The organism is Pseudonocardia sp. HH130630-07, assembly GCF_001698125.1.
Taxonomy (GTDB): Bacteria; Actinomycetota; Actinomycetes; order Mycobacteriales; family Pseudonocardiaceae; genus Pseudonocardia.
The window spans coordinates 1,815,386-1,837,839 of sequence record NZ_CP013854.1 but is presented as its reverse complement, the minus strand read 5'-3'; the positions used below and the strand labels follow the sequence as shown (position 1 = coordinate 1,837,839).

The window sequence follows — 22,454 nt, the reverse complement described above, 5'->3', positions numbered from 1 at the left end:
CTTGCATCACGATCTGTCGGTCCGGGTCGGCCTTCGGCCTCCCGGAAGGGCTGCACACCGTCGCTGAGGCTCGCGCCACCCGTTTCATGATCGTTTCGGGGTGGTCGTCGTGCTGAGGATCGTCAACGGCTACAGCCCGGAGTACCTGTTGAAGGAGGTCGCGACCGGTCGGGAGAACTACTACACCGGTGCGGTCGCCGAGGGCGAGCCGCCGGGGCGGTGGTGGGGTGCCGGCGCGGAGAAGCTGGGTCTGTCCGGGCTGGTCGAGGCCGATGACATGCGGGCGGTGTACGAGCGGTTCCTCGACCCGCGGGACACGGCGTTCGGCGACCGGTCGCGGTGGGACGAGGCTGGGACGCTGGGACACACGGGACGCCGGTACCCGTCCGAGGACGAGATCTATGCGGAGGCGTTGGAACGCGAGCCGGACGCGTCGGCGGAACGCCGCGCGGAGCTGCGCACCGAGGCGGGACGCTCGGCCCGGCACAACGTCGCGTTCTACGACGCGACGTTCAGCGTGCAGAAGTCGGTGACGCTGCTGCACACGGCGTTCGAGGCCCGCGAGGTCGCCGCCCGCGGCACGGGCGATGAGCAGACGGCGGCGGCGTGGGGTGAGTTCCGCAAGGCGGTCGAGGACGCGATCTGGGCGGGCAACAACGCGGCGCTGGCGCTGCTGCAGGACGAGGCCGGCTACACCCGGGTCGGGCGCCACGGCGGCGCGGCGGGCCGCTACGCGGATGCGCACGCGTTCACGGTGGCGTCGTTCTTCCAGCACGACTCGCGGGATCGGGACCCGCAGCTCCACATCCACAACACGATCTTGAACCGGGTCGAGGGTCCGGACGGGGTGTGGCGGACCGTGGACGGGCGCAGCCTGCACCGGTGGCGCCCGGCTGCGGCGGCGGTCGCGGAGCGCACGACCGAGGAGCGGATCACCGCGTCGTTGGGGATGCTGCTGGCGACCCGCCCGGACGGGAAGGCCCGCGAGGTCGTCGGGGTCTCGGCCGAGGCGATGGGGTTGATCTCGACGCGCCGGCACAAGGTGACGGCCAAGACCACCGAGCTGGTCGAGGCGTTCGAGGCCCGCTACGGGCACGCCCCGAACGGTTATCAGCTCGAACGCCTCGCCCAGCAGGCCACGTTGGCGACGCGGGCGTCGAAGTCCCACGACGGGGAGACCCGCGAGCAGCTCCTGGACCGGGTCGCGGCCCGGATGGACGCCGAGATCGGGGGCGGGCTGGCCGGGATCGCCGATGCCGCGCTGGCCGCGCGGCCGGGGCAGATGGAGCCGGCGCAGTGGTCCCCGGCCGAGGTGATCTCGGTGGCGTTGGACGAGGTGCAGCGGTCGCGGTCGTCGTGGGAACGTCCGGACCTGATCCGGGCGCTGAACAGCGCGTTGCCTGATCACCTGGGGATCAGCGACGGCGCCCAGATCACCAAGCTGCTCGACACCCTGGCCGATGAGGCGATGACCAGCGACCTGGTGAAGTTGAAGACGCAGCGTCCGGCGGCTGAGTTCGAGCCCGACGTGTACAAGCTGGCGAACGGGGCGTCGGCGTTCGAGGCACCGGGCGGGGCGCTGTATGCCACCGCCGCGCACGTGCACACCGAGCGGCTCCTCGCCGGCGCCGCCGGGGCCTGCGACGGGGCCCGGATGGCCGAGTCGTCGATCGAGCGGTTCATGGCCGGTCTCGGCGCGCAGGGCACCCGGCTCGGCGCCGCGCAGGAGGCCGCGATCCGCGGTGTCCTGGGTTCCGGTGCGCGGGTCGAGACGCTGGTCGGGCCGCCGGGGACGGGGAAGTCGTTCACCGTGGGCACCCTGGCCCGCGCGTGGACCGACCCCGAGCTGACCGGCGGGCACATGCGGCGGGTGTTCGGTCTGGCGACCGCGCAGGCCGCGACCGAGATCCTCGCCGGGGAGGGCTTGGCGGCGCGCAACATCGCCGCGTGGCTGGCGACCCAGCAGCGCCTCGCCGACGGGCGGCCCCGCGACGACGCCGATCTCGGGTTCCGGCTCGGGTCCGACGACATCGTGGTGGTCGATGAGTCCGCGATGACCGACACCCCGGCCCTGGCCGCGATCCACGCCCACGTCGACGCGGCCGGGGCGAAGCTGTTGCTGGTCGGGGATCCGCGCCAGCTCGCCGCGGTCGGCGCCGGTGGCGGGATGGACCTGATCAGCAAGGCCGGTGGGGCCCGCTACGAGCTCAACGAGGCCCGCCGCTTCCAGCACGCGTGGGAGCGCGAGGCGTCGCTGCGGCTGCGCGAGGGCGACACCGAGGTACTCGACGAGTACCACCGCCGCGGACGGCTCCTCGACTGCGGCGACCTCACCGCGGCGGAGGAGTCGGCGGCGCGGGCGTGGCTGGGCGACACCCTCGACGGGAAGGCGTCGCTGCTGCTGGTCGACACCAACGAGCAGGCCGACCGGCTCTCCGCGCAGCTACGTGCCCAGCTCGTCGACCTCGGCCTGGTCACCGAGACCGGGGTCCGGCTCGGGCGCACCGGCGCGTTCGCCGGCGTCGGCGACGTCGTCGAGGCCCGCGCGATCGGACACACCCTGGTCGGCTACCAGGGCAACCGCCGCGGCCCGCACACCCGCGAACGGTTCCGCGTCCTCGGAGTACGCGCCGACGGCGGCCTGGACGTCACCACCGACCTCACCCACAGCCCCACCGGCCCCGACGGCGCGGCCGGTGCTGATGGGGCCGGGCGGATGGTGCTCTCGCCGCGGTTCGTGGCCGAGGATCTCGCTCTGGGCTACGCCGGTACCCGCTACTGCGGGCAGGGCGCCACAGTGCAGACCTCGCACTCGGTTTTCACCGACCGCACCGACCACGCCGCCGGGCTGGTCGGGATGACCCGCGGCACCGAGGCGAACACCGCCCACGTCGCCACCGTCACCGCGCTGCCCGACCGCGCCGACGGCAGCACCGACCATCAGCTGCACCGCTCACCCAAGGCCGTCCTGGCCGCCGCTCTCGACACGGCCGAACCGGACCGCTCGGCGTTGACCGTCGCCGAGGAGTCCGCCGACTGGGCCGGCTCGGTGGCCACGGCCGCGGAGCTGTTCGCCGCCGCCGCGCACGACGCATCGGTGCTCCGCACCAGCGCATGGCTCGACCGACTCACCGACACCGAGGTCCTCACCGCCTCCCAGCGCGACCAGCTCGCCGCCGAGGACGCGGCCAGCTCCCTGACCCGGATACTGCGCCGGGCCGAGGTCGCCGGCACCGACCCCTACACGGCGCTACGCGACACGATCACCGCCCAGCCCCTGACCGGTGCCCGAAACCTGACCAACGTCATCCACGCCCGGCTGCGCGATCGCCGCCGCTTCCAACCGCAGGTCAGCACCTGGGCCGCCCGGGTGCCCCAGCTCGACGACCCGCAGATGAGCCGCTACCTCGACCACCTCGCTGGCCACCTAGGGCGTGTCTCCCAGATAGGCGGACCGGGGTGCGCGATGCTTGATCGGTGCCGCGTACCGCTGTCCTGACTGATGCCCAGTGGGCCCGTCTGGCGCCGCTGTTGCCCTCCTCCGAGGGTCGTCGCGGGCGCCCGTTCCGCGATGACCGCCGGGTGCTCGAGGGGATCATCTACCGGTATCGGTGCGGGCTTCCCTGGCGCGACGTCCCAGCCGAGTTCGGGCCGTGGCAGACGTTGTGGAAGCGGCACCGCCGCTACAGCGGCGACGGCACCTGGGACCACATCCTGGCTGCTCTTCTGGTCGAGGCCGACGCCGCCGAGGTGCTCGGGTGGGCGGTCAGCGTGGACTCCACGATCATCCGTGCCCACCAGCACGCCGCGACCCTCAAGCGCGACACAGGGGGCCGGATCGAACTACACGAATCTGCTCGCCGAACCAGCAGATCACGCGCTGGGACGGTCCCGCGGAGGGCTGTCGACGAAGATCCACCAGCTCGTTGACGGGCACGGCCGCCCGCTGGTGGTCCTCCTCGGCCCCGGCCAGGGCGGCGACTCGCCAATGTTTCCGCACCTGATGGCGCGCCTGAGCATCGCCCGACCGGGCCCGGGACGACCCCGGACCCGGCCTGAACGCGTGCGCGCGGACAAGGCCTACTCCTCACGCGCGATCCGCCGGCACCTGCGCGAGCGCCGGATCATCGCTGTCATTCCGGAGCCCTCTGACCAGCAGGGACACCGCAAACGACGGGGCTCACGCGGTGGCCGACCGCCCGCATTCGATCCGGTCGACTACCGAAACCGCAACGTCGTCGAGTGCGGGTTCTGCCACGTCAAGCAGTGGCGCGGGCTGGCCACCCGTTACGACAAGCTCGCCCTGACCTTCCGCGGCGGCGCCGTCCTGAAGGCAATCGTCACCTGGCTCCGCGCATTGGGAGACACACCCTAGACCAGCGCACCGCCGACCTCGGCGCAGCCGCCGCGGATGAACTGCCCCGCTGGGCCCGTGATCTGCTCGGCGACGTCCCCGACGAAGACCAGAACGAGGCTCGGGCCGCCTGGGAGACCAAGGCCGGTGCTGTCGCGGTCTGCCGCGCCCTGACCGGGCGCGACGCCACCGATTCCGCCCCTGACGCCGACGATGTTGCCCCGGGCGAGGAGGCCGGAGCGGCCGGTCAGGTCGAGGCGCTAGATGTTCTCGGGCCGGCACCGAAGCCCGGTCTGGTCGAGTACCACGCCGCCTACTGCGCCGGATGGGAAGCGCTGGGCCGTCCGCAGGCCGACCGGGAAGAGTTCGAGCTGTCCGATGGCGCGCTACGGGCGCGGGTCCGCGCCTACGAGCGCCAGCAGACCTGGGCGCCCCGCTACGTCGCCAACGAGCTGGCCGGCACCCGCCAGGCCGCCGCGCACCACCGCCACACCGCCACGCTGCGCCGCACCGAAGCCGACGCCACCACCGACCCGCAACAAGCCGCCGAGCTACGCCGCGCCGGCACCGACGCCGCCGCGCTCGCCGCCGAGCTGGACCGGCGCACCACCGAGCTGGAACAGGTCGAACAGGCCCGCGGCGAGTGGCTCGCCCAAACCACCGTCGACCGGATCAAGCACGACCGCGCCCTGATCGCCCTGACCCACCGCAACGCCGACCGCGACGACGTCGACGACCGCGTCACCGCCGAGGACTGGCTCAGCGCCCACACCGAGGCGATGGCCGCCGAGGACGACCACCGGCCCATCACCGAGTCCGACGTGCACGACCAGCACGAGGAGAACCACGCAGACACCGGCAGCGACGCCGGCGTCGACACCGCCGGGGCCGAGCACCACGGCCCCGTCCTGGAGACCGAGGTCCCCGACGTCCGCGATCTCGGGGCCGCCGAGCCGGACGAGGTCGGCGAGGACGACGTACGGGTCCCGACCGCGGCCGAGTCCGAGGACGCCGTCACCCGCGCCCGCCGGGCGCTCGATGAGATCCGTGCCCAGCAGGCATACGAGGCCAGCCTCGACACCGCCGAGGACCGCGATCTCGACCCGCACATCGAGCACACGAGCGAGCAGGACCACGACGAAGACGACGACGGGTACGGCTACGCCGACGAACGCGCCTGACCCCGCTCGTGCAGTATCGCGGCGATGACGTGCCGCCACTGCGGCCACCGCTGCAGCGGCCCGTCATCGGGGCGCTGCGCCCAACTGACCAGGTAGCCGCCGTCCTCCATCGCCGAGTACAACGCGGCCATCTCCTCCCCGGACCAGCTACGGCGGTGACGCCACAGCTCCAACAGCCCCGAGATCGGCTCCGGCAACCGCCCGCCGGCCACGTCGTGGCCGCGTTCCCACTGCGCGGCCACGACCGGCAGGCCGTCCGACCGGGTCCCGGTCTGCACGAGGCCCATCGGGCGCCACCGCACCACGTGCTCGCCGTCGCGGGGCGCATCGAGCACCACCAGCCCCGACGGCAGCGCCGGCCCCGGGCGCTGCAACGCGACCTGCAGGTCGGCCTGCTCCCAGACGACGACCAGCCGGGAGGCGTTCACCATCGACGCCAACAACCCCATCAGCTCGATCGCGGTATGCGCGTCCTGCCCGGGGTAGAACGCCCGCGACTGCGGTTCCCCCGAGATCGTGGAGGGTTCTTATGCCGCGTCTCGGGTGAGGGCGGCGTTCTCGTAGTTGATCGGTGAGAGCCCGGCGGCGGCACTGTGTCGCCGCCGGTGGTTGTAGAAGCCGTAACACCAGTCGATGACCGCCGCCCGCGCCCTACTGATGGTGTCGAATTCGTTGCGGGACAGCACTTCCCACTCCAGGCTGGAGAAGAACGCCTCCGCCGCGGCATTGTCGAAACACGACCCGACCCGGCCCATCGACTGACGGATGTCGAGCCGCCGACACAGAGCGGTGAACGCGCCCGCGGTGTAGGTCGACCCGCGGTCGGTGTGGAAGATCACCCCGGCGATTCGGTCCGCCCCGCCGCGGGCCGCCACCGCCATCCGGATCGCCGCACACGCCAGCTCGGCGTTCGGGTGCAGCCCCGTGGCCGCGCCGAGCAGCCGCCGCGAGTACAGGTCGATCACCGTGGCCAGATACAACTTCCCGGCCGCGGTGGGGATCTCGGTCATGTCCCCGACCCATCTGCGGTTCGGCTCGGCCGCAGTGAAACCCCGACGAAGCAGGTCCGGGAACTTCGGCGCCGTGCGGTCCTGGCGGGTCAGCCCGTTGTGCCGCTTGATCCGGCGGGCGACCAGGCCCTGGCGGCGCATCGAGTCCGCCACGGTCTTCTCCGACACCCGCCATCCGGCCTCACACAGGTCGGCGTGCAGACGGGGTGAGCCGTGTAGCCGCTGGGCGTCGTCGAACGCCACGGCCACGGCGGCGTCCAACGCGCAGCGGCGCTTCTCGGTCGCGGTGGCACCACCGTCGGAACGCGCGGCGCGGTCGAGCCACTTGTACAACCAGGAGATCGACACCCCCAACAGGGCGCAGGCCAGCGTGTGCGGCACCCGGTGGAAGGTCCTCTGGTCGGCGATGAAACGGGCCACGCTCACTTCGTCGCCTCCTTGACCCACAGGACCACGGATCGCTTGAGGACATCACGCTCCATCCGCAGCTCGGCGTTCTCCGCGCGCAGCCGCTTGAGCTCCTCGACGCCGCCGCGAGACAGGCCCTCGGTGTCCTCGCGGGCCTCTCGTGCACGGGCCACCCAGTTGCCCAGCGTGCCCTCGTTGACCCCCAGGTCACGGGCGACCTGGGCGATCGGCTTGCCCGTCTCCTCCACGACCCGGACCGCTCCGTCACGGAACTCCCGGTCGTAGCGCTTCCGTACCTCTGGCATCGCTACCCCTTATAGCTGATGCCTCCCCGATCATGGGGGAACCGCACGACCGCACGTACCCCGCGTACGGCTGGCGCCCCAGCGCCTCACACCACAGATGCATCGTCGGCGCCGGCACGAACCCACCCGCGTCCAGCATCGCCACGGTCGTCGCGACCGCGACCGCGACCGCGACCCGCTCCAGCTCCTCTACCCACCCCTGCTCCGTCAGCTCCTCCATACCGCGGGAGTATGCGACCACCTACCGACAGTTTCCGAGACGAACCGGGCAGAACCGCAAGACCGTGGGGCCAGGCCCCACACCCCGGCCCGGGTCTGTAACAGGAACGGTGGTTCCGGCGTTGTTGGTCAGTAGTGCTCGGCGGACGGCCAGCGGTCACCGAACGTGATCGCGAAGGCGTTGATCACCGGCTTCCAGCGGATCGTCCACCGTGCGCGGCCTCGCCCGGTCGGGTCGAGGCTGCGGGTCACAAGATACAGGCATTTCAACGCGGCCGCCTCGCTGGGGAAATGCCCTCGCGCCCGTACCGCTCGGCGGTAGCGGGCGTTGAGTGATTCGAAGCTCTCTTGTCAAGCAGCAGCTGCGGAGCTGGTCGGTGTGGTCGCCGTGGAGCGTCTTGCGTCGGTCCACATGTGTCTGATGATGATGTTCGCGAGCTGCCGCTTGTGGCTTCGCCGAGCCTCACGTTTTGTCTTGTTGTCGGTGACCCGTTTCGCCATGTACTCTTTCGCCGGCGGGTGGCATCGGACTTGCGTGACGTGCACGATGTGCAGAACAGAGTTGACAGCTCGATTGCCGCCGAGGTCGAGTCGGTGCCGACGGGCCGGCCCGTGACCTTCACCCGACGAGAGGGCGACGGGCGCGATTCCGCACCAGCGTGCAAACTGGGCCTCGGTCGTGAACCGGCACGGATCGCCGATCTCGACCAGAAGATCCATGGCTGTGACCACGCCGACACCGCGGACCTCTGTGAGGGTGCAGCCAAGGTCGCTGAGGAGGGCGGGAATCTGTCGGTCGAGTTCCTTGATCCGCGCCGTCAGGGTGATGATGTCGTTCAGGCTGGCCGCGAGCCGGTCGAGCTTGAGCCGCTCGGCTGGGCTGAGCAGATCGGGGTTCGCGACGCCGTCGACCAGGGACTGGAGCTGCGGGAGAACGCGGCTGGTCGAGGGCAACGTGGCGCGGATGGCGACGGGGAGCGTGACGAGTACTGCTTCGGACTCGGTGAGCAGCCGAACACGCTGCAGGACAAGAGATTCACGCCAGTCGCGGATCACCGTGAGCGTCTGCCATGTCGGGCTGGGCGCGGTGTGCTTCCCGGCCGGAGGCAGCTCGGGGTCGCTGAGGGCCTCTCGGGCGATGGCCTCCGCGTCCTCGGCGTCGGTCTTGGCCCGACGACGACGCTTACGCCGCTCCGCGGTGCGGTTGGCTTGGACTTCGCGCACGTCGTAACCCGCGGCCGCGAGCGCGAGGACCAGCGGCTGGCCGAGAAATCCCGATCCTTCGATGCCGATCCGGTCGATCGTCAGCTCGACACCGAGCAGGAACGTCAGCAGCTCATCGATACCGCCCTTGGTGATGGAGAAGGACTTGTTGTCGACCACGCCGCCTCGATGATCGAGGACTGCGATGGTAGCCGTATTCTTGTGAGGATCGATCCCCGCGACACCGTGTTCGTGCGTCAACACTTGTTCCCGTCTGCGTGGCCTATCGTGGACAGCGCAGGCCCGCGGTGTCGGCAGATCTGGGTTGAGTCAGGCAGGCTCTCTTCAAGCCAGGCACCGCGGGCCTGCGCTCACGCGGCCAGCCCGACACTTCGAATCGAAGACAGCCTCACGGCGTCAATAGCGTTCAGAGTCAGGGCTGGCCGCCTCGAGCATCGGCCGGGGAAGCAACGCCCTGACCGACTCCTTGATCTAAACACCCAGATCGCGTTCGTCGAACACAACACGGCACGGATCTCGGCATCGTAGTCGAGGAACGGAACGAACTCGGTCCAGGCGTTGCGCCACAACCGGATCATCGCCGGATAAGTGCGACCCCATTTCTCGTCGAGGTCATCGAGAGCAGCGAGAGCGGCGTCGGCGGTGGGGGCCGTGTAGATCGCCCGAATCCCTCGCTTGATCGCATCGGTGTCACGCCGCGACGTCAACCGGAACGAGATCCTGATCAAGTGCACGATGCATGTCTGCACGATGGTCTGTGGCCACACGTTCTCCACCACCTCGGGCAGGCCTTTCAACCCGTCGCAGACCAGGAAGAACACGTCCCGCATGCCGCGGTTACGCAGGTCGGTCAGCACCCCCAGCCAGAACTTCGCGCCCTCACCACCGGAGCCGGCCCACAGGCCCAGCACGTCCTTGCGGCCGTCGACGGTGACCCCGATCGCCGCGTAGACGGGCCGGTTGGCGACCTGCCCGTCGCGGACCTTCACCATGATCGCGTCCACGAAGACCGCGACGTACACCGCATCGAGTGGCCGCGACACCCATTCCTGCATCTCGGCGATCACCGAGTCGGTGATCCGTGAGACGGTCTCCTTCGACACCGACGCCCCGTAGATCTCCGAGAAATGCGCCGAGATCTCCCCGGTCGTCAAACCCTTCGCGTACAGCGACAACACGATCTCATCGACATCCCCCAACCGCCGTTGCCGTTTCCGAACGATCTGGGGTTCGAACGTCGAGTCGCGGTCTCTCGGCACCTCGATCTCGACCTCCCCGACAGCATCGGAGATCACCGTCTTCGACCGGTGACCGTTCCGGTTGTTCGTCGATTCCCGGTCCGGGTCGGCCCGGTTCTTTGCATGCCCGAGGTGCTCGGTCATCTCCTCCCCGAGCGCAGTCTCCAGAACGTTCTTGGTGAACAGCTTCAACAGCCCATCCGGGCCGGTCAGCTCCAGGCCGCGTGCTCGCGCGTCGGCCACCATCGCCGCCGCGGCGGCCTGCTCGGGCGAGAGCTGACGCCCTGAACCCGTCTCATCCTTGGCTGAACCCACAAGGTCCGATGTCATCACTCACAGTGCCCATCCCACCGGACCCGAGCCCGGCGTGTCGGACCGGAACCACCGTTCCTTGCACAGGCCCCCCGGCCCTCGCCGGGCAGGCAGGTCTCCGAAATGGGGGCAGGGATCCGAGACCGGCTGCAGTGAGGAGGTGGGTGGCTGTGGCGCGCGCCATGTCGTCGACCTCCCGGAGGGCTATCACACCCCGGTCAGGGGGCAAGCCTGCTCTGGTGGCCGGGTGGCAGCGGCGCCCAACCCCGGGGCGCCGGCTGTAGGTGGTCGGGTGAGGTGCGAGTGGTTGCCCCCTGCCCGGGGCGTGATCGGGGCAAGCCAGGTCGACGAAATGGCACGAGCCACAGCCGTAGGTTGCAGAGCACGCGACCGGGCAGCCGGCGCACGCCCTCGGCCGCGCCCCCGGCACGTGAGGCCACCGGCATTGAGCCTTTTTCAACCTGCCGTTCCGGCAGCTCAGGGGCCTGGTTGTGTGGGTGCAGACGCCGAGCTGGCGAGCCGGTGACCTGTGCAGCTGTGGTCAGAGCAGTTGCGCTGCAACCTTCGCGATCTCCTGACGCAGAAGCTCGCTGGTCAGGTTGAAAAAGGCTCATTGTCGGTGCCGGATGCGACCCTGCATCGCGAAGGTTCGACCCGAGCCAGGAGGTTCCGCGATGCTGAGCACGACTCCCGGTCCGGCCCGAGCGTGGCTGGACGTCCCCTACGGCGACAAGGACCAGGCCAAGGCCCACGGCGCCCGCTGGGACCCCGGCGCCCGGCGCTGGTTCGACCCCCGCCCACCCACCGCCGGGCTGGCGCGGTGGGCCGCGCTGCCCGAGGTCCCGGACCTGCTGCCGGGTGAGGACCGCTCGTTCGGATCCGGCCTGTTTGTCGACATGGTGCCCCGGACCTGCTGGTTCACCAACGTCCGCACGTGTGTCTCGGAGAAGGACTGGGAGCGCCTGCGCCGGATGATCCTCGGCCGTGCCGGCCAGCGCTGCGAAGCCTGCGGCGCCGAGCCGGACCGGGGTGCCGGGCGCTACCTGGAGGCCCACGAGCGGTGGGCCTACGACGACGCCACCTCGACCCAGGCGCTGCGCCGGCTGATCTGTCTGTGCTCGCCGTGCCACCTGAGCACTCACATCGGCTACGCCAATGTCACCGGCCGCGCCGAGCAGGCCCTGGCCCACCTCGGCGAGGTCACCGGGATGAACCGGGCCCAGGTCGCCCGCCACGTCGACGACGCCGGCCAGCTCTGGACCGCCCGCTCCGCGCGGCGCTGGCACCTCGACCTGACCATGCTCACCGACGCCGGAGTGACCCTCCGCCGGCCCGAGGCCCCAGCCCAGCGGTCCCGCACAGCTGACCACACTCTCAGCCGTCATCGAGGCCGGTCGTGATCACGAGGTAAACATGCTTGGACCTCTGATCTAGTGCCGCGTCCGGGAACGTTGGGGACGTAATCGTGTCGGCTTGATCCGTCCCGGTCTGGCGCAGGAGGCTGTGCGCCGGAGGTGATGGCCGTGGCGCGACAGCCGGAGGTGTTCGTCCGGGGACTGACCCCGGACGAGGCCCAGCGATTGGTCAGGATCACGCGCACGGCGCGGGACCGGGTCCGGTTGCGGCGGGCGGGGATCGTGCTGGCCTCGGTGCAGGGCCGGACCGCGACCGAGGCCGCGATGATGTTCGCGGCGAAGCCGCAGTACGCGCGGGAGGTGATCCACGCGTTCAACCAGCAGGGCTTCGCCGCTTTGGACCCAAAATGGAGCGGGGGCCGACCCCGTAGGTTCGGTCCCCACGTCCGTGAGCTGATCTGCCGGGTCGCTCGCACCCCGCCCCAGCAGGTCGGGTTGCCGTTCACCACCTGGAGCCTGGCCAAGCTGGTCGAACACCTCGCCGCCGCACACCGGGTCGTGATCAGCGTCGAGACCGTCCGCCAGGTCCTGCGTGACGCCGGGGTCCGCTGGCAGGCCACGAAGACCTGGAAGGCCAGCCGGGACCCGCGGTTCGTGGAGAAGATGAACCGGATCCTCGACCTCTACGACCGCGCCGCCGACGGTCGCCTCGAACCGGGTGCGCGGGTGATCTGTGTCGATGAGTTCGGGCCGCTGAACCTGCTGCCCCGCCCCGGTCGGGGCTGGTTCCCGATCCGGCGCCCGGCCCGGCTACGGGCCACCTATAGCCGTCACAGCGGGGTCCGGCACATGTTCGCCGGTCTGGACCTGGCCTCCGGGCAGCTGTTCTACCGGCTCCGTGACCGCAAACGCGGCCGCGAGTTCCTCGACTTCCTCCGCCAGCTGCGCCGCCGTTTCCCCACCGGCGGTCTGCACGTGGTCTGCGACAACTTCTCCCCGCACCTGCGCACCGATGTCGCGCACTGGTGCCACGACCACGACGTCGAGCTGGTGCTCACCCCCACGAACGCGTCCTGGCTGAACTGGATCGAGTCGGAGTTCACCGCGCTGCGCTACTTCACCCTCGACGGCAGCGACTACCCCTCCCACACCGCCCAGGAAGCCGCGATCGCCGGCTACATCCGCTGGGCCAACCGCCACGCCCGACCCAAGAAACACTTCGCGCCCGAGTCCAAGATCCGCAGGCCGGATTACCTACCCAACGTTGCCTGACGAGGCACTAGAGATTCCGAGATCGTCGTTCTGGACGGTCCGGGGGAGCGCGGGACGGCGCCTCTGAGCTGCGGGGACGTATCGGGGTGATCGTGGCCGGTGGGTGCTGTTGTGTAGGTCAAGCTGGCGCATGGCACTTACGAGAACTCGACTATGGACGTTCGATATCTCGATTGGTCGAACGTCGACTACCAATGCCCGTCCGGCGTTCGTAGCTCGCCGACTGGCGCATACGTCGTTGTTCGTGGAGCATCTGAGACTGCAATTCGCTACAGTGTCGGCCATGACTCAAGCGGATGGAGGTGGCCAAGTGGATCCAATCACCACTAAGGCTGCTACCGAAGCAGTGCAGACGACGGGCAATCTCTTGGCGCGGCTTCTCGGCCCAACCGCGGACCGACTCGGGCTCATGCTGGCGGATTGGTCAGAAGCACGTATCCGTAATCTCCGCAAGGTGGCGCAGAATGCAGATCGAAAAATTGAAGCGAGTCCGGCGGAGCTATCCGGATTGTCTCCTCGCGTCGCGTCTGGACTTCTTGAGGTTGGTTCGTACGCCGAGAACGAGATTCTCGTAGAGTATGTCGGCGGCATCCTCGCGTCCTCGCGAGGCCTGGGGCCTGACGATGACCGTGGATCGAGTCATGTAGAACTGATAAAGCGGCTTTCGACATTTGATCTACGTCTTCATTACACGTTAATGCATAGTACACATTGAGCCTTTTTCAACCTGCCGTTCCGGCAGCTCAGGGGCCTGGTTGTGTGGGTGCAGACGCCGAGCTGGCGAGCCGGTGACCTGTGCAGCTGTGGTCAGACTCGAATCCGCGAGTAGGCTATGAGCTGATCTTGGTCGGCCAAAGTTGATGTTGCTTGGGTCGGGAGTGGGGTGGTGGGCAAGCGGGCGGCCCGAGTGTCGCCTCGGGTGGCGGGTTCCTGTGCTGGTCGGGGCCGGTGCGGCCGGGTCAGGACGGAGCGGGCAGGGCGCGGACGCGGGCGAGGACCTCGGCGAGTAGGTGCTCGCCGGGTGGTAGGCGCAGGGTGAGGCCGCGGGCGTGGCGCACGAGGCGGGCGGGGATGGTGATCAGCCGCCGGCGCAGGGTGGCGATCATGGCCTGGCCGCCGCGGACGCCGTGCCCGACCAGGCGCCCGTCGCGGGTGCGGGCGGTGAGGTGGTGCAGCCACCCGCTGGTGGTGGCGGCCAGGAGTGCGCCCCACATCCAGGCTCGGTTCACCGCGAGGTGTCCGGAGGGGAGGTGGCGCAGCGCGGCGCCGTGCTTGGTGTCGCGGAACAGGTTCTCCACCTTCGTGCGGTGGCGGTACCAGTACTCGGCCTGCGCGGCTGCGGCAGGTGTGGAGACGTCGAGGTTGGTCACGATGAACGAGTAGGCGAACACCCCGTCGACCTTGGCCACCGTAGCGAGGTCGTCGAGCGGGAGCGCCCGCTGGGCGGGGTGCAGGGTGCGTCGGCGCCGCGCTCGCGGGTCACCGGAGACCTGGCCGTGGTCCAGGTCGAGCCGGACCCGACGGATCAGCAGCTGGGTCGCTGCGGGCCACCAGTTCGGGCAATAGTCGGCCACCGCGACCTGCGCGCCGGTCATGTCGATCGCGTCGGTCCACCCGTCGGCCGCGACGCCGTCGAGGATGCGCCACAGCGGCGCGATGCGTCGGGCGCCGATGGCGAACTCCACGCCGACGAACAGGGCTGCGCGGGCGAGCTGCCCGGCGAAGTAGCCCGCGTCCGCACGCACGCGGACTCGCCCCGCCCGCGCCTGCGCGGGGAGCGCGGCCAGCGCCCGGTGGAACAGCTCGGCGCTGGTGGCGCGGGGGTCATCCCGGCCCGAACCGAGGTCAGCGGCCAGCACCACCGCGGTGTCGGCCCAGGTCGCGACGTGCGGGCGGGCGACCCGCTGGCCTTGGTGGTTGAACGCCACGCCCTGCTTGAGCCGGCCGTAAACCTCGACATCGGTGGTGTCCAGATCGATCGTCACGTCCGCCGTCAGCTGCTCGGCCCGGTCCGGGTCGACCTGGGCGAGCAGGTCCAGCGCGGTGGTGTGCACGTCACCGAGCCCGGTCTCCACCGCCGCCCACTGCCCCTCGATGAACTTGCGCGCGAGCCCGGCGGCGGTCGTGGACGCCAACCCCGGCACCGGCGTGAGTGCCTGCCCGGCGGTGTCGGCGCGGTGCCGGTCCAGCCCGACCAGGAAGTCCTCCCCGCACAGCTGCGCCGCCGACATGCCGACCAGCATCTGCCCGGCGCTGCACCCGCGGTCGCGGTCCTTGATGGGCCCGACCGCGGCGTCGAGCTTGTCGATGATCCCGAGCCGGTCGATCAGCTCGGTCACCGCGGCCAGCCCGGAGAACCTGGTCAGCGCCGCGTCCGGCGCGCCGAGACGCACCCGCGCACACCGCGGGCGTCGCTTGCGTACTGTTCGCACCTGATAGGTGTCCTCTCAACCCGCAATGTCGTGTCGTCGCAAACACGATCATCGCAGGTCAGCGGGCACCTATCGCCATCTCCCCAGTCCGGCCACCAGCGCAACTCGCGGATTCGGGTCAGAGGGCTCCGGAATGACAGCGATGATCCGGCGCTCGCGCAGGTGCCGGCGGATCGCGCGTGAGGAGTAGGCCTTGTCCGCGCGCACGCGTTCGGGCCGGGTCCGGGGTCGTCCCGGGCCCGGTCGGGCGATGCTCAGGTGCGCCATCAGGTGCGGAAACATTGGCGAGTCGCCGCCCTGGCCGGGGCCGAGGAGGACCACCAGCGGGCGGCCGTGCCCGTCAACGAGCTGGTGGATCTTCGTCGACAGCCCTCCGCGGGACCGTCCCAGCGCGTGATCTGCTGGTTCGGCGAGCAGATTCGTGTAGTTCGATCCGGCCCCCTGTGTCGCGCTTGAGGGTCGCGGCGTGCTGGTGGGCACGGATGATCGTGGAGTCCACGCTGACCGCCCACCCGAGCACCTCGGCGGCGTCGGCCTCGATCAGAAGAGCAGCCAGGATGTGGTCCCAGGTGCCGTCGCCGCTGTAGCGGCGGTGCCGCTTCCACAACGTCTGCCACGGCCCGAACTCGGCTGGGACGTCGCGCCAGGGAAGCCCGCACCGATACCGGTAGATGATCCCCTCGAGCACCCGGCGGTCATCGCGGAACGGGCGCCCGCGACGACCCTCGGAGGAGGGCAACAGCGGCGCCAGACGGGCCCACTGGGCATCAGTCAGGACAGCGGTACGCGGCACCGATCAAGCATCGCGCACCCCGGTCCGCCTATCTGGGAGACACGCCCTAGCTCGGTGTGCGCCGGATCGTCTCCGCAGGCTGACTAGCGTTCGAGCTTGAACGCTCGGCCGTCGGCGTTGGCCGGCGCTGTTAGTTGCTGGTTGGCCGTTACATCAACTCCAGACTTTCGAGCTTTTCCTAGTGTTATGTCATGTTTTCCCATTCAGGGCGGAGTATTCCATGGCGACGCAGCGACGTCAGACTGCCAGTAAAGACATGAATGAGTCAGGGATTCGGCCCACCGTGTCGATATATCAAAATCCCGACTATGTAGCTGGAATTCTGCAGCAGATTCATTTCCAGCCTTTAGTAACGGACGAGAGCCGTGAGCGTGGGGAAGGATCGTCGTCCGCCGACAAGACTGAAGGGCAGGCCCATGTTGGCGGCAAAGTGGGTGCAAAAATACCAATCGTCGGCGACCTTGGTGTTGAGGCTTCAGGGGGTAGGAACCGTGCATCCGATAGCAGCTTTCGAGCAGACGAAAAGACAATTCAGAATTTTAAGTATTCACAGGCGTATTATTTAGCTGAGGTTCGCAACGCGCTTAGGCAGCGCGGTCTGATTAGATCAGTGAACTCTGCGAGCGAGGCTCGAGGGTCAAGTAGTGGCGACTTTGTCGAGTTTCAAGCTACGTTTCAGCCAAGCGCGCTGCACGCCCTGCTGGACATCTTGACGCCCGATCTTATTGCTGCATTCACGGAGCACCAGGTCAAGAATAGCGGATTACAGTTATATCCCGAGTACTCAAGTATTGACGATCTAAAGATTTTCGCTGAGGGTCTTTTTCTGAAGGCGCAGATTCGAGCTGATATCGCTCGTGCTGCCGCAGAAGCCGTGCGAACCGATTTTCGGACACAGAAGACGCGCGAGTTCTACGGTAGAGTGGGGGATGTAACTGCAATTACGATATGCGACAACGCGCATTTCGTCGTTGAAGACGAGGATCGAATCCTCGACGGTGAGTTCTCGGTGCTTGGGAAGATTACGTCTGCGGTAGAAGATGACCGACCGATTCTATCTCGCAACAAGCTCTTGAATCGCCTGAGTCCGGAGCTGGTTGACTCACTCTTTGAGTCGCTCCGAAACAGTGCCAATTCTCGAGCTGTGAACCTTGATCTTGGGGATGGACAGGTGGCGGAGATTGAGGATGCATTTGATCTGGCGCTGCCCTCCCGGATTGATGGGCCGTCGTTCAAGGTTGTTCCGATTGCCATTTTCGTTTAGCTCGGAGTGGGACGCTGATGCGGCTTCGCCGCGTTCGGGCTGGACCATGGTGGCGGGCGTGCGCGCGGCGGCGTGGAGCAGGTCCGGAGGCAGGAGACGGACGGCAGCGACGCCGCCCGTCAGGGCCGGCTTGAAGGCGTAGGGAAGGTTGTCATTACAGCGGGCTGGAGTGCTCCGGCGCCGGCTAGATGGCCCCATGACCTGGGCGAGCTGTCCTCGCCCGGAGAGAGCTGCAGGGCCCAGTGCATCGGTCGTGGCGTGACGGGGCTGCGCCCCCAAGCCGCGGTCCCGACTCGACGGCCGGACGGGGCGGAGGTTGATGGTGACGCTGCCTGCCGCTACGTCTAAGCGCCTCTGATGGTGATTCGAGTGCCCAGCGGTGCGGGCTGTGCGAGGTCGCTGACCTGCTCGCCGTCGAGGAGCAGTGCCGCGTTGTCGAAGTGGGTGGACAGCCGGTCCTCGGGGATCCCGGCGGTGAGGGCGCGGGATCGGACGGTCGGGGCCTGGTCGTCGCTCACGGTCTGGACGTTATCGCCGTGGCCGGGTGGTGCGCTCGTCGGCCGAGTCGTCGATGACGAGGTCTGGCCAGTCGGGGGCAGGGTGGCCGGCCCTGCGTAGTTGGGTGGCGGCGTCGGCGCGGCGGGCCCGGATGATGGCTGCGTCGCGGAGGGTTAGTGGTTCGGCGTTGGGGTGTTGTGGTCCGCACTGGTCGCATACGTAGAGGCGGACGATGCGACGTCGTGGGTAGGTGTAGGTGTGCGGGACCGCGTAGGCCTCCGGGCGGGCGCATTGCGTGGCTGCTGTGGTCGATGCGGCGACGCAGCCGAGGTTGGTGCCGTAGATCAGGTCCGGGACGCCCACGGGCAGCGACTGTGCCACGCGGTACCGGGGTGCCGCGAGGGCCAGCCTGGTGGTCGAGGCGGCTGTCGCTGGCTATCGCGGTCCGGCGGTCGTGACACCCCGCGTGACCCGCTCGTTGTGCGCATCGTGGGTCCGGGTGTGCACGGTGGGACGGTCCGTGTGCAGGGATCGGCAGGTCGGAGCACGGTGTGACCGCCGTGGACAGCCTTGTAGGTCAGCTGTGTAGGAGTTAGGACAGTGCGTGTCCCAGTTCGCCGGCCCCGGCGAGGAGCTCGTCGGCGTCGCGTGCGGTGAGTACGTGGTCGAGTAGTCGGGCGTAGTCGTGCATGGCGCAGGATGCCTGGTTCCAGTAGCGCTGTGGTTCGGGGGTGATCCACCCGACCCGGTATGCCCGGCGTGTCAGTTTCTGTAGCTCGTCGGTTCCTGGGGGCAGGCCGTTGGAGCGGCCGTCGCCGACGAATAGGACCGCGGTGCGGTTGTCGATGGCGTCGGTGAAGCGTTCGTTGAGCTCGCGTAGGACGCGGCCATAGTCGCTGGTGGCGTCGAGGTCGATGCCCGGGGCGGCGAGTACGGCGGCCAGCGCGTGGTCGTCGTGGGCGCCCTGCAGCAGGTCGGTGACCTCGACCGGGGTATCGGTGTAGGCCAGCACGCGGCAGCGGAACGCCTGGCGGTGCAGTGTGCGGGCCAGCTGCAGCACGAATGCGGTGATCGATCGGACCGAGAGCGACACGTCGGCGACGACGAGTAGTCGGACCCGGTCGGGGACCTTCGTCCGGTGGTGGAGGTGGAAGGGGACACCGTCGCTGCGCATGCTGTGTCGCATCGTGTGCCGGACGTCGAGGGGGCCGTGGGCGTGTTCGCGCGGGACCCGCCGCGGGGCCCCGTGCATGCGGTGCAGGAGCTCGTGACAGGCCTGCGCCATGTCCGCGGGGTTCATCGTGTCCGGCCCGGCGTCTGAGGGATTCTCTCGGCGTGGCGCGCCGGCCTCGACCCGCTCGGCGAGTTGGGCGACGAAGTCGGTGATCGCCTCGACGAGTTTCCCGAGCTGGATCGCGGAGAGTTCTTCTCCCGGTGGGCCGTCGGTGTAGAGGGTGTGCGGGTCGTAGGTGGCGAGCCAGGCCAGGATGGCCTCGGGATCGTCGAAGGAGACCGTGCCCGAGACCGGGGTGCTCGCGCCGGAGGTGAGTTCTTTGCCGACGGCTGCCCCGGCCCGCTCCAGGTCGACGGTGTAGGTCATGCCGCGGCGGCCGCGGTCGTCGCCGGAGGAGACCGACAAGTCGGACTCGGAGCCGCCGAGGGAGACGTCGTCGTCGTCGCGGTGCGGGTTGAAGCCCTTCTCCTGCTCGTCGGCGTCGATCATGTCGCCGACCTCGGCCGCGTTCGGGTCGTAGTCGGCGAAGCGCCCGAGCGGGTCGTCGTCCTCGGTCAGCTCGATCTCGGTCGGAAGCCCCTCGGCGCCGGGCTCGCGGATGCCGGGGCCGTGGCCCCTGGTGGCGTCGGCGTTCGGGGCCGGTGCCGGGTTGAAGAACGCGTCGAAGGCGCGCTCGAACCCGTCACGCTCGTGGGCGTACTTCACGGTCACCGCGCGCAGCCCGGCGCGCAACCGGTCGAGATCACCGGCGCCGAGGAGCGCGAGTACCCGTCGGACCTCGATGGACTCCGCGGGGGAGACCTGCACCCGCTGCGTGCGCAGTACTCGGCAGAACGCGGCCGACAGCACGGCCAGTAGCCGGTCCGCGGTGACGGAGGTGGTCATCGACGGCCGCGGCGGGACCGGTCGGCCTGTGCCCGGGATCCGGTGCTCACGCCGCCGCCGGAGGATGCGCGGCCCTTGCCGAACGCGCCCGAGGTCGTGTCTGCAGGCCGGCTCGATCGCCGTACCCACCCGGAGTCCTCGGCCGGCTGCACCTCGGGTTCCTCGGGCGCGCCGTCGAGTCGGCGCACCGCCAGCTGCCGGTCGGTGCCGTACTTGAGCAGGGCGGCGAGCAGCGCCGATCGCACCTTCTCGATCTCACCCGAGGACTCCAGTCCGAGCACGGCCGCGGCGCGGGCGGCGTCGATGACCTCGGAGATCGATGGGGACTTGCGTAGTGGGAGCTCCCGCAGCCGCCGGGCCAGCTCGACCACGTCGGCCACGACGTCGCCGGCGACCTCGGGCGCGCGGCGGGACACGATCTCGGTCTCACGCTCGGGCGTCGGGAACTCGACCTGGTAATGCAGGCAGCGGCGCTTGAGCGCCGGGGACAGCTCGCGGGTGTCGTTGGATGTGAGGACCACCCACGGTGTGGAGCGTGCGGTGAACGTGCCGATCTCGGGAACGGTGACCTGGCGCTCGGCGAGCACTTCCAGCAGCAACGCCTCCATCGACTCCTCGGTCCGGTCGACCTCGTCGATGAGCAGCACGACCGGCTCCTCGGACAAGACGGCATCGAGCAGCGGGCGGGTGGACAGGAAGTCCTCGGTGTAGAGGCCGGTGTCCTCGGCCCGTAGCCGGGCCGAGGCCTCCGCCATCGTCGCGGCGCCGGAGAGCAGCTCACCGATCCGGTCGCGCAGCATCTGCACGTGCATGAGCTGCTTGCCGTAGTCCCATTCGTAGAGGGCGCGGCCGTCGTCGAGACCCTCGTAGCACTGCAGACGGACCAACCTGCGCCCGCTCGCCGCTGCGAGTACCTTCGCGAGTTCGGTCTTGCCGACACCTGCCGGTCCTTCCAGCAGCAGCGGTCGTTCGAGGGCCGTGGCCAGATGGACGACCACGGCGAACTCGGGGTCGATGACGTAGTTCTCGCCGGCCAGGGCCTCGGTCAACGTCTCGGGACTGTCGAACACCGTTCTCCTCAGCTGGTGGGCGCGCGGGGCCGCCGCACCCGGGGCCTGATCCCGGGCGCGGCGGCGGAAGCGGTGCCGGTCCTAGTAGGACTTGGTGAACGCGTGGTCGACCAAGGGGACCAGAGCGTCCACGGTGCACTCGCGGGGGTTACCGGGGGTGCAGTAGTCGCCCATCATGTGCTCGGCGATCTTGCGGACGGTGTCACCGTCGGTCGGGATCGAGTCGCCGACGCCGGAGTACTTGCCTGTGTTCATCCGGTTCTTGTCGTAGCTGTCAGAACGCAGCGTCCCGAAGTTGTCCGGGATACCGACGTCCTTGGAGAGCCGGATGGCTTCCTCGACCGCGGCGTCAGCGGCCTGCACGGTCGTCATTCCTGTGGTGTTGACGCCCAGCGCGACCGCGATCTTGGCGTAGCGCTCGTAGCGCGAGGGCAGGTTGTACTCCCACACCCGCGGTAGGGCGATCGCGTTGTTCAGGCCGTGGTGGGTGTCGAAGAACGCCGACACCGCGTGCGAGGTCGAGTGGACCAGGCCCAGACCGCCGGAGTTGAACGCCTGGGCCGCGATGTATTGCGCATGCATCATCTTCGACCGCGCCTGCAGGTTGCGCGGCTCATAGACGGCCTCGCGCAGGTACTGGCCGACCAGCTCGATCGAGTACAGCGCGTTGCCCAGCGACGGCTCGAAGTCCAGTCGGGAGACGAACGGCTCGGAGCCGTGGGCCAAGACGTCGAAGCCGCAGAACGCGGTGAAGTGCTGCGGGCAGCTGTAGTAGAGCAGCGGATCATCGAGCGCGAGGGTGGTGACCACGGCGTCGTCGAACCCGACCCACTTCTGCGGCTTGTCCATGTCCGAGGTGTTGGTGATGACGTAGGCCCACGACGTCTCGGACCCGGTCCCGGCGGTGGTGGAGACCGCGATGTGCGGCGGGTTCTCCATGTTCGTGGACTTGGAGAAACCTTCGAACTCGTTGATGTTGCGGCCGTCGTGGGCGATGACGACGCGAGCACCCTTGGCGGCGTCGTGTGACGAGCCACCGCCGATCGAGATGATCCCGTCGCAGCGCTCGCTCGTGTAGAGCGCGGCCGCGTCCATGCAGTTGTAGTCCTTCGGGTTGGACTCGACCTGGTCGTAGACGACGACGTCGACGCCCTGGTACTCGACCTTGCCCTTGAGCTCCTCGATGATCCCCGAACCACGCAGGCCGGAGGTCACGAACAGCACCCGCGTCATGCCGAGGTTCTTCGCCTCGACACCCAGGATGTCGTGCGCCCCCACCCCCAGAAGCGCCCGCGGGAACGGATGGAACTCCTTGATCGGGAAGTCCCAGATCTGGTTGAGCTCGATGGCCATTGGCTCTCCTCGACGACCTCGGTGGCGCAGCGGACAAGCACAACAGT

At 69.1% G+C, this 22,454-nt stretch carries 19 protein-coding genes and 2 pseudogenes; 7 read left to right on the top strand and 14 right to left on the bottom strand.

The window, feature by feature from the left end; all coding sequences use genetic code 11:
- The first annotated feature begins 100 nt into the window (after positions 1-100).
- Genes mobF through AFB00_RS08795 form a run of 4 tightly spaced genes read left to right on the top strand, consistent with a single transcriptional unit; the run spans position 101 to position 5,535 of the window.
- Complete coding sequence (mobF, locus tag AFB00_RS08805; RefSeq protein WP_068796817.1) at positions 101-3,499, top strand: MobF family relaxase; 3,399 nt, start codon at positions 101-103, stop codon at positions 3,497-3,499.
- Positions 3,478-3,930 (top strand): IS5 family transposase, encoded by a 453-nt coding sequence (locus AFB00_RS36110; protein WP_060710991.1) that lies wholly within the window; start codon positions 3,478-3,480, stop codon positions 3,928-3,930. Before mobF ends, AFB00_RS36110 begins: the two co-directional genes overlap by 22 nt.
- Positions 3,854-4,375 carry an IS5 family transposase gene (locus AFB00_RS36105; protein ID WP_442965863.1) on the top strand — a complete coding sequence of 174 codons (522 nt, stop codon included), beginning with the start codon at positions 3,854-3,856 and terminating at the stop codon, positions 4,373-4,375. Before AFB00_RS36110 ends, AFB00_RS36105 begins: the two co-directional genes overlap by 77 nt.
- Positions 4,267-5,535 (top strand): hypothetical protein, encoded by a 1,269-nt coding sequence (locus AFB00_RS08795; protein WP_068796816.1) that lies wholly within the window; start codon positions 4,267-4,269, stop codon positions 5,533-5,535. Before AFB00_RS36105 ends, AFB00_RS08795 begins: the two co-directional genes overlap by 109 nt.
- Here the strand turns inward: AFB00_RS08795 and AFB00_RS08790 are convergent.
- The 7 genes and pseudogenes from AFB00_RS08790 to AFB00_RS08770 form a co-directional block, all read right to left on the bottom strand.
- On the bottom strand, positions 5,514-5,984 hold the full coding sequence (locus tag AFB00_RS08790) for a hypothetical protein (protein ID WP_068796815.1): 471 nt from the start codon (positions 5,982-5,984) through the stop codon (positions 5,514-5,516). The genes AFB00_RS08795 and AFB00_RS08790 overlap by 22 nt on opposite strands.
- A gap of 78 nt (positions 5,985-6,062) precedes the next feature.
- Positions 6,063-6,971: an IS3 family transposase gene (locus AFB00_RS08785; RefSeq protein ID WP_068796814.1), complete on the bottom strand. Its 909-nt coding sequence runs from the start codon at positions 6,969-6,971 to the stop codon at positions 6,063-6,065.
- Positions 6,968-7,258: a transposase gene (locus tag AFB00_RS08780; RefSeq protein WP_060710840.1), complete on the bottom strand. Its 291-nt coding sequence runs from the start codon at positions 7,256-7,258 to the stop codon at positions 6,968-6,970. Before AFB00_RS08780 ends, AFB00_RS08785 begins: the two co-directional genes overlap by 4 nt.
- On the bottom strand, positions 7,218-7,478 hold the full coding sequence (locus AFB00_RS33080) for a hypothetical protein (protein ID WP_071339567.1): 261 nt from the start codon (positions 7,476-7,478) through the stop codon (positions 7,218-7,220). The genes AFB00_RS08780 and AFB00_RS33080 overlap by 41 nt, the downstream gene beginning before the upstream one ends.
- 128 nt (positions 7,479-7,606) lie before the next feature.
- Positions 7,607-7,822 (bottom strand): annotated as a pseudogene (locus AFB00_RS33075) (transposase); the annotation flags it as partial.
- Between the two features lie 6 nt (positions 7,823-7,828).
- Positions 7,829-8,944: an IS110 family transposase gene (locus AFB00_RS08775; protein WP_083275376.1), complete on the bottom strand. Its 1,116-nt coding sequence runs from the start codon at positions 8,942-8,944 to the stop codon at positions 7,829-7,831.
- A 215-nt stretch (positions 8,945-9,159) separates the two neighbouring features.
- Positions 9,160-10,269: pseudogene (locus tag AFB00_RS08770) on the bottom strand (IS256 family transposase); the annotation flags it as partial.
- A 656-nt stretch (positions 10,270-10,925) separates the two neighbouring features.
- Between AFB00_RS08770 and AFB00_RS08765 the strand changes: the two are divergent.
- Both AFB00_RS08765 and AFB00_RS08760 read left to right on the top strand, forming a co-directional pair.
- Positions 10,926-11,651, top strand: coding sequence for a DUF5710 domain-containing protein (locus AFB00_RS08765; protein ID WP_068796812.1), 726 nt, complete (start codon positions 10,926-10,928; stop codon positions 11,649-11,651).
- A gap of 123 nt (positions 11,652-11,774) precedes the next feature.
- On the top strand, positions 11,775-12,878 hold the full coding sequence (locus AFB00_RS08760; protein ID WP_083275996.1) for an IS630 family transposase: 1,104 nt from the start codon (positions 11,775-11,777) through the stop codon (positions 12,876-12,878).
- Between the two features lie 959 nt (positions 12,879-13,837).
- Here the strand turns inward: AFB00_RS08760 and AFB00_RS08755 are convergent.
- From AFB00_RS08755 to AFB00_RS33925, 3 genes are all read right to left on the bottom strand, one after another.
- Positions 13,838-15,271: an IS1380 family transposase gene (locus AFB00_RS08755; RefSeq protein ID WP_068796312.1), complete on the bottom strand. Its 1,434-nt coding sequence runs from the start codon at positions 15,269-15,271 to the stop codon at positions 13,838-13,840.
- Positions 15,272-15,379: 108 nt separating this feature from the next.
- Positions 15,380-15,667: a transposase gene (locus AFB00_RS33930; protein WP_231974412.1), complete on the bottom strand. Its 288-nt coding sequence runs from the start codon at positions 15,665-15,667 to the stop codon at positions 15,380-15,382.
- Entirely contained in the window at positions 15,651-16,103 is a 453-nt protein-coding gene (locus AFB00_RS33925) for an IS5 family transposase (RefSeq protein ID WP_068796811.1), read from the bottom strand. Before AFB00_RS33925 ends, AFB00_RS33930 begins: the two co-directional genes overlap by 17 nt.
- 220 nt (positions 16,104-16,323) lie before the next feature.
- Here AFB00_RS33925 and AFB00_RS33065 point away from each other — a divergent pair, with 220 nt between their 5' ends.
- Complete coding sequence (locus AFB00_RS33065) at positions 16,324-17,367, top strand: DUF6414 family protein (RefSeq protein ID WP_156819449.1); 1,044 nt, start codon at positions 16,324-16,326, stop codon at positions 17,365-17,367.
- Positions 17,368-17,711: 344 nt separating this feature from the next.
- Here the strand turns inward: AFB00_RS33065 and AFB00_RS33060 are convergent, their stop codons facing one another.
- From AFB00_RS33060 to mdo, 4 genes are all read right to left on the bottom strand, one after another.
- Positions 17,712-17,885, bottom strand: coding sequence for a hypothetical protein (locus AFB00_RS33060; protein WP_156819448.1), 174 nt, complete (start codon positions 17,883-17,885; stop codon positions 17,712-17,714).
- Between the two features lie 572 nt (positions 17,886-18,457).
- The gene (madC, locus tag AFB00_RS08745) at positions 18,458-19,984 is read right to left on the bottom strand and encodes a MadC family VWA domain-containing protein (RefSeq protein ID WP_068796810.1); all 1,527 of its coding nucleotides are present in this window, start codon (positions 19,982-19,984) and stop codon (positions 18,458-18,460) included.
- A complete protein-coding gene (locus AFB00_RS08740; protein WP_068796809.1) occupies positions 19,981-21,054 on the bottom strand; it encodes a MadB family AAA-type ATPase in 1,074 nt (357 codons plus the stop codon). Before AFB00_RS08740 ends, madC begins: the two co-directional genes overlap by 4 nt.
- 81 nt (positions 21,055-21,135) lie before the next feature.
- Positions 21,136-22,407, bottom strand: a complete 1,272-nt coding sequence (gene mdo, locus AFB00_RS08735) for an NDMA-dependent methanol dehydrogenase (RefSeq protein WP_068796808.1) — start codon at positions 22,405-22,407, stop codon at positions 21,136-21,138.
- Positions 22,408-22,454 lie beyond the last annotated feature (47 nt).

What these genes read in the sequence shown, in the direction of transcription:
- AFB00_RS08790 (WP_068796815.1), bottom strand. Translation starts at nt 5,984, where the DNA reads ATGGGGTTGTTGGCGTCGATGGTGAACGCCTCCCGGCTGGTCGTCGTC.
- AFB00_RS08780 (WP_060710840.1), bottom strand. Translation starts at nt 7,258, where the DNA reads ATGCCAGAGGTACGGAAGCGCTACGACCGGGAGTTCCGTGACGGAGCG.
- AFB00_RS33080 (WP_071339567.1), bottom strand. Translation starts at nt 7,478, where the DNA reads ATGGAGGAGCTGACGGAGCAGGGGTGGGTAGAGGAGCTGGAGCGGGTC.
- AFB00_RS08765 (WP_068796812.1), top strand. Translation starts at nt 10,926, where the DNA reads ATGCTGAGCACGACTCCCGGTCCGGCCCGAGCGTGGCTGGACGTCCCC.
- AFB00_RS33065 (WP_156819449.1), top strand. Translation starts at nt 16,324, where the DNA reads ATGGCGACGCAGCGACGTCAGACTGCCAGTAAAGACATGAATGAGTCA.
- madC (WP_068796810.1), bottom strand. Translation starts at nt 19,984, where the DNA reads ATGACCACCTCCGTCACCGCGGACCGGCTACTGGCCGTGCTGTCGGCC.
- mdo (WP_068796808.1), bottom strand. Translation starts at nt 22,407, where the DNA reads ATGGCCATCGAGCTCAACCAGATCTGGGACTTCCCGATCAAGGAGTTC.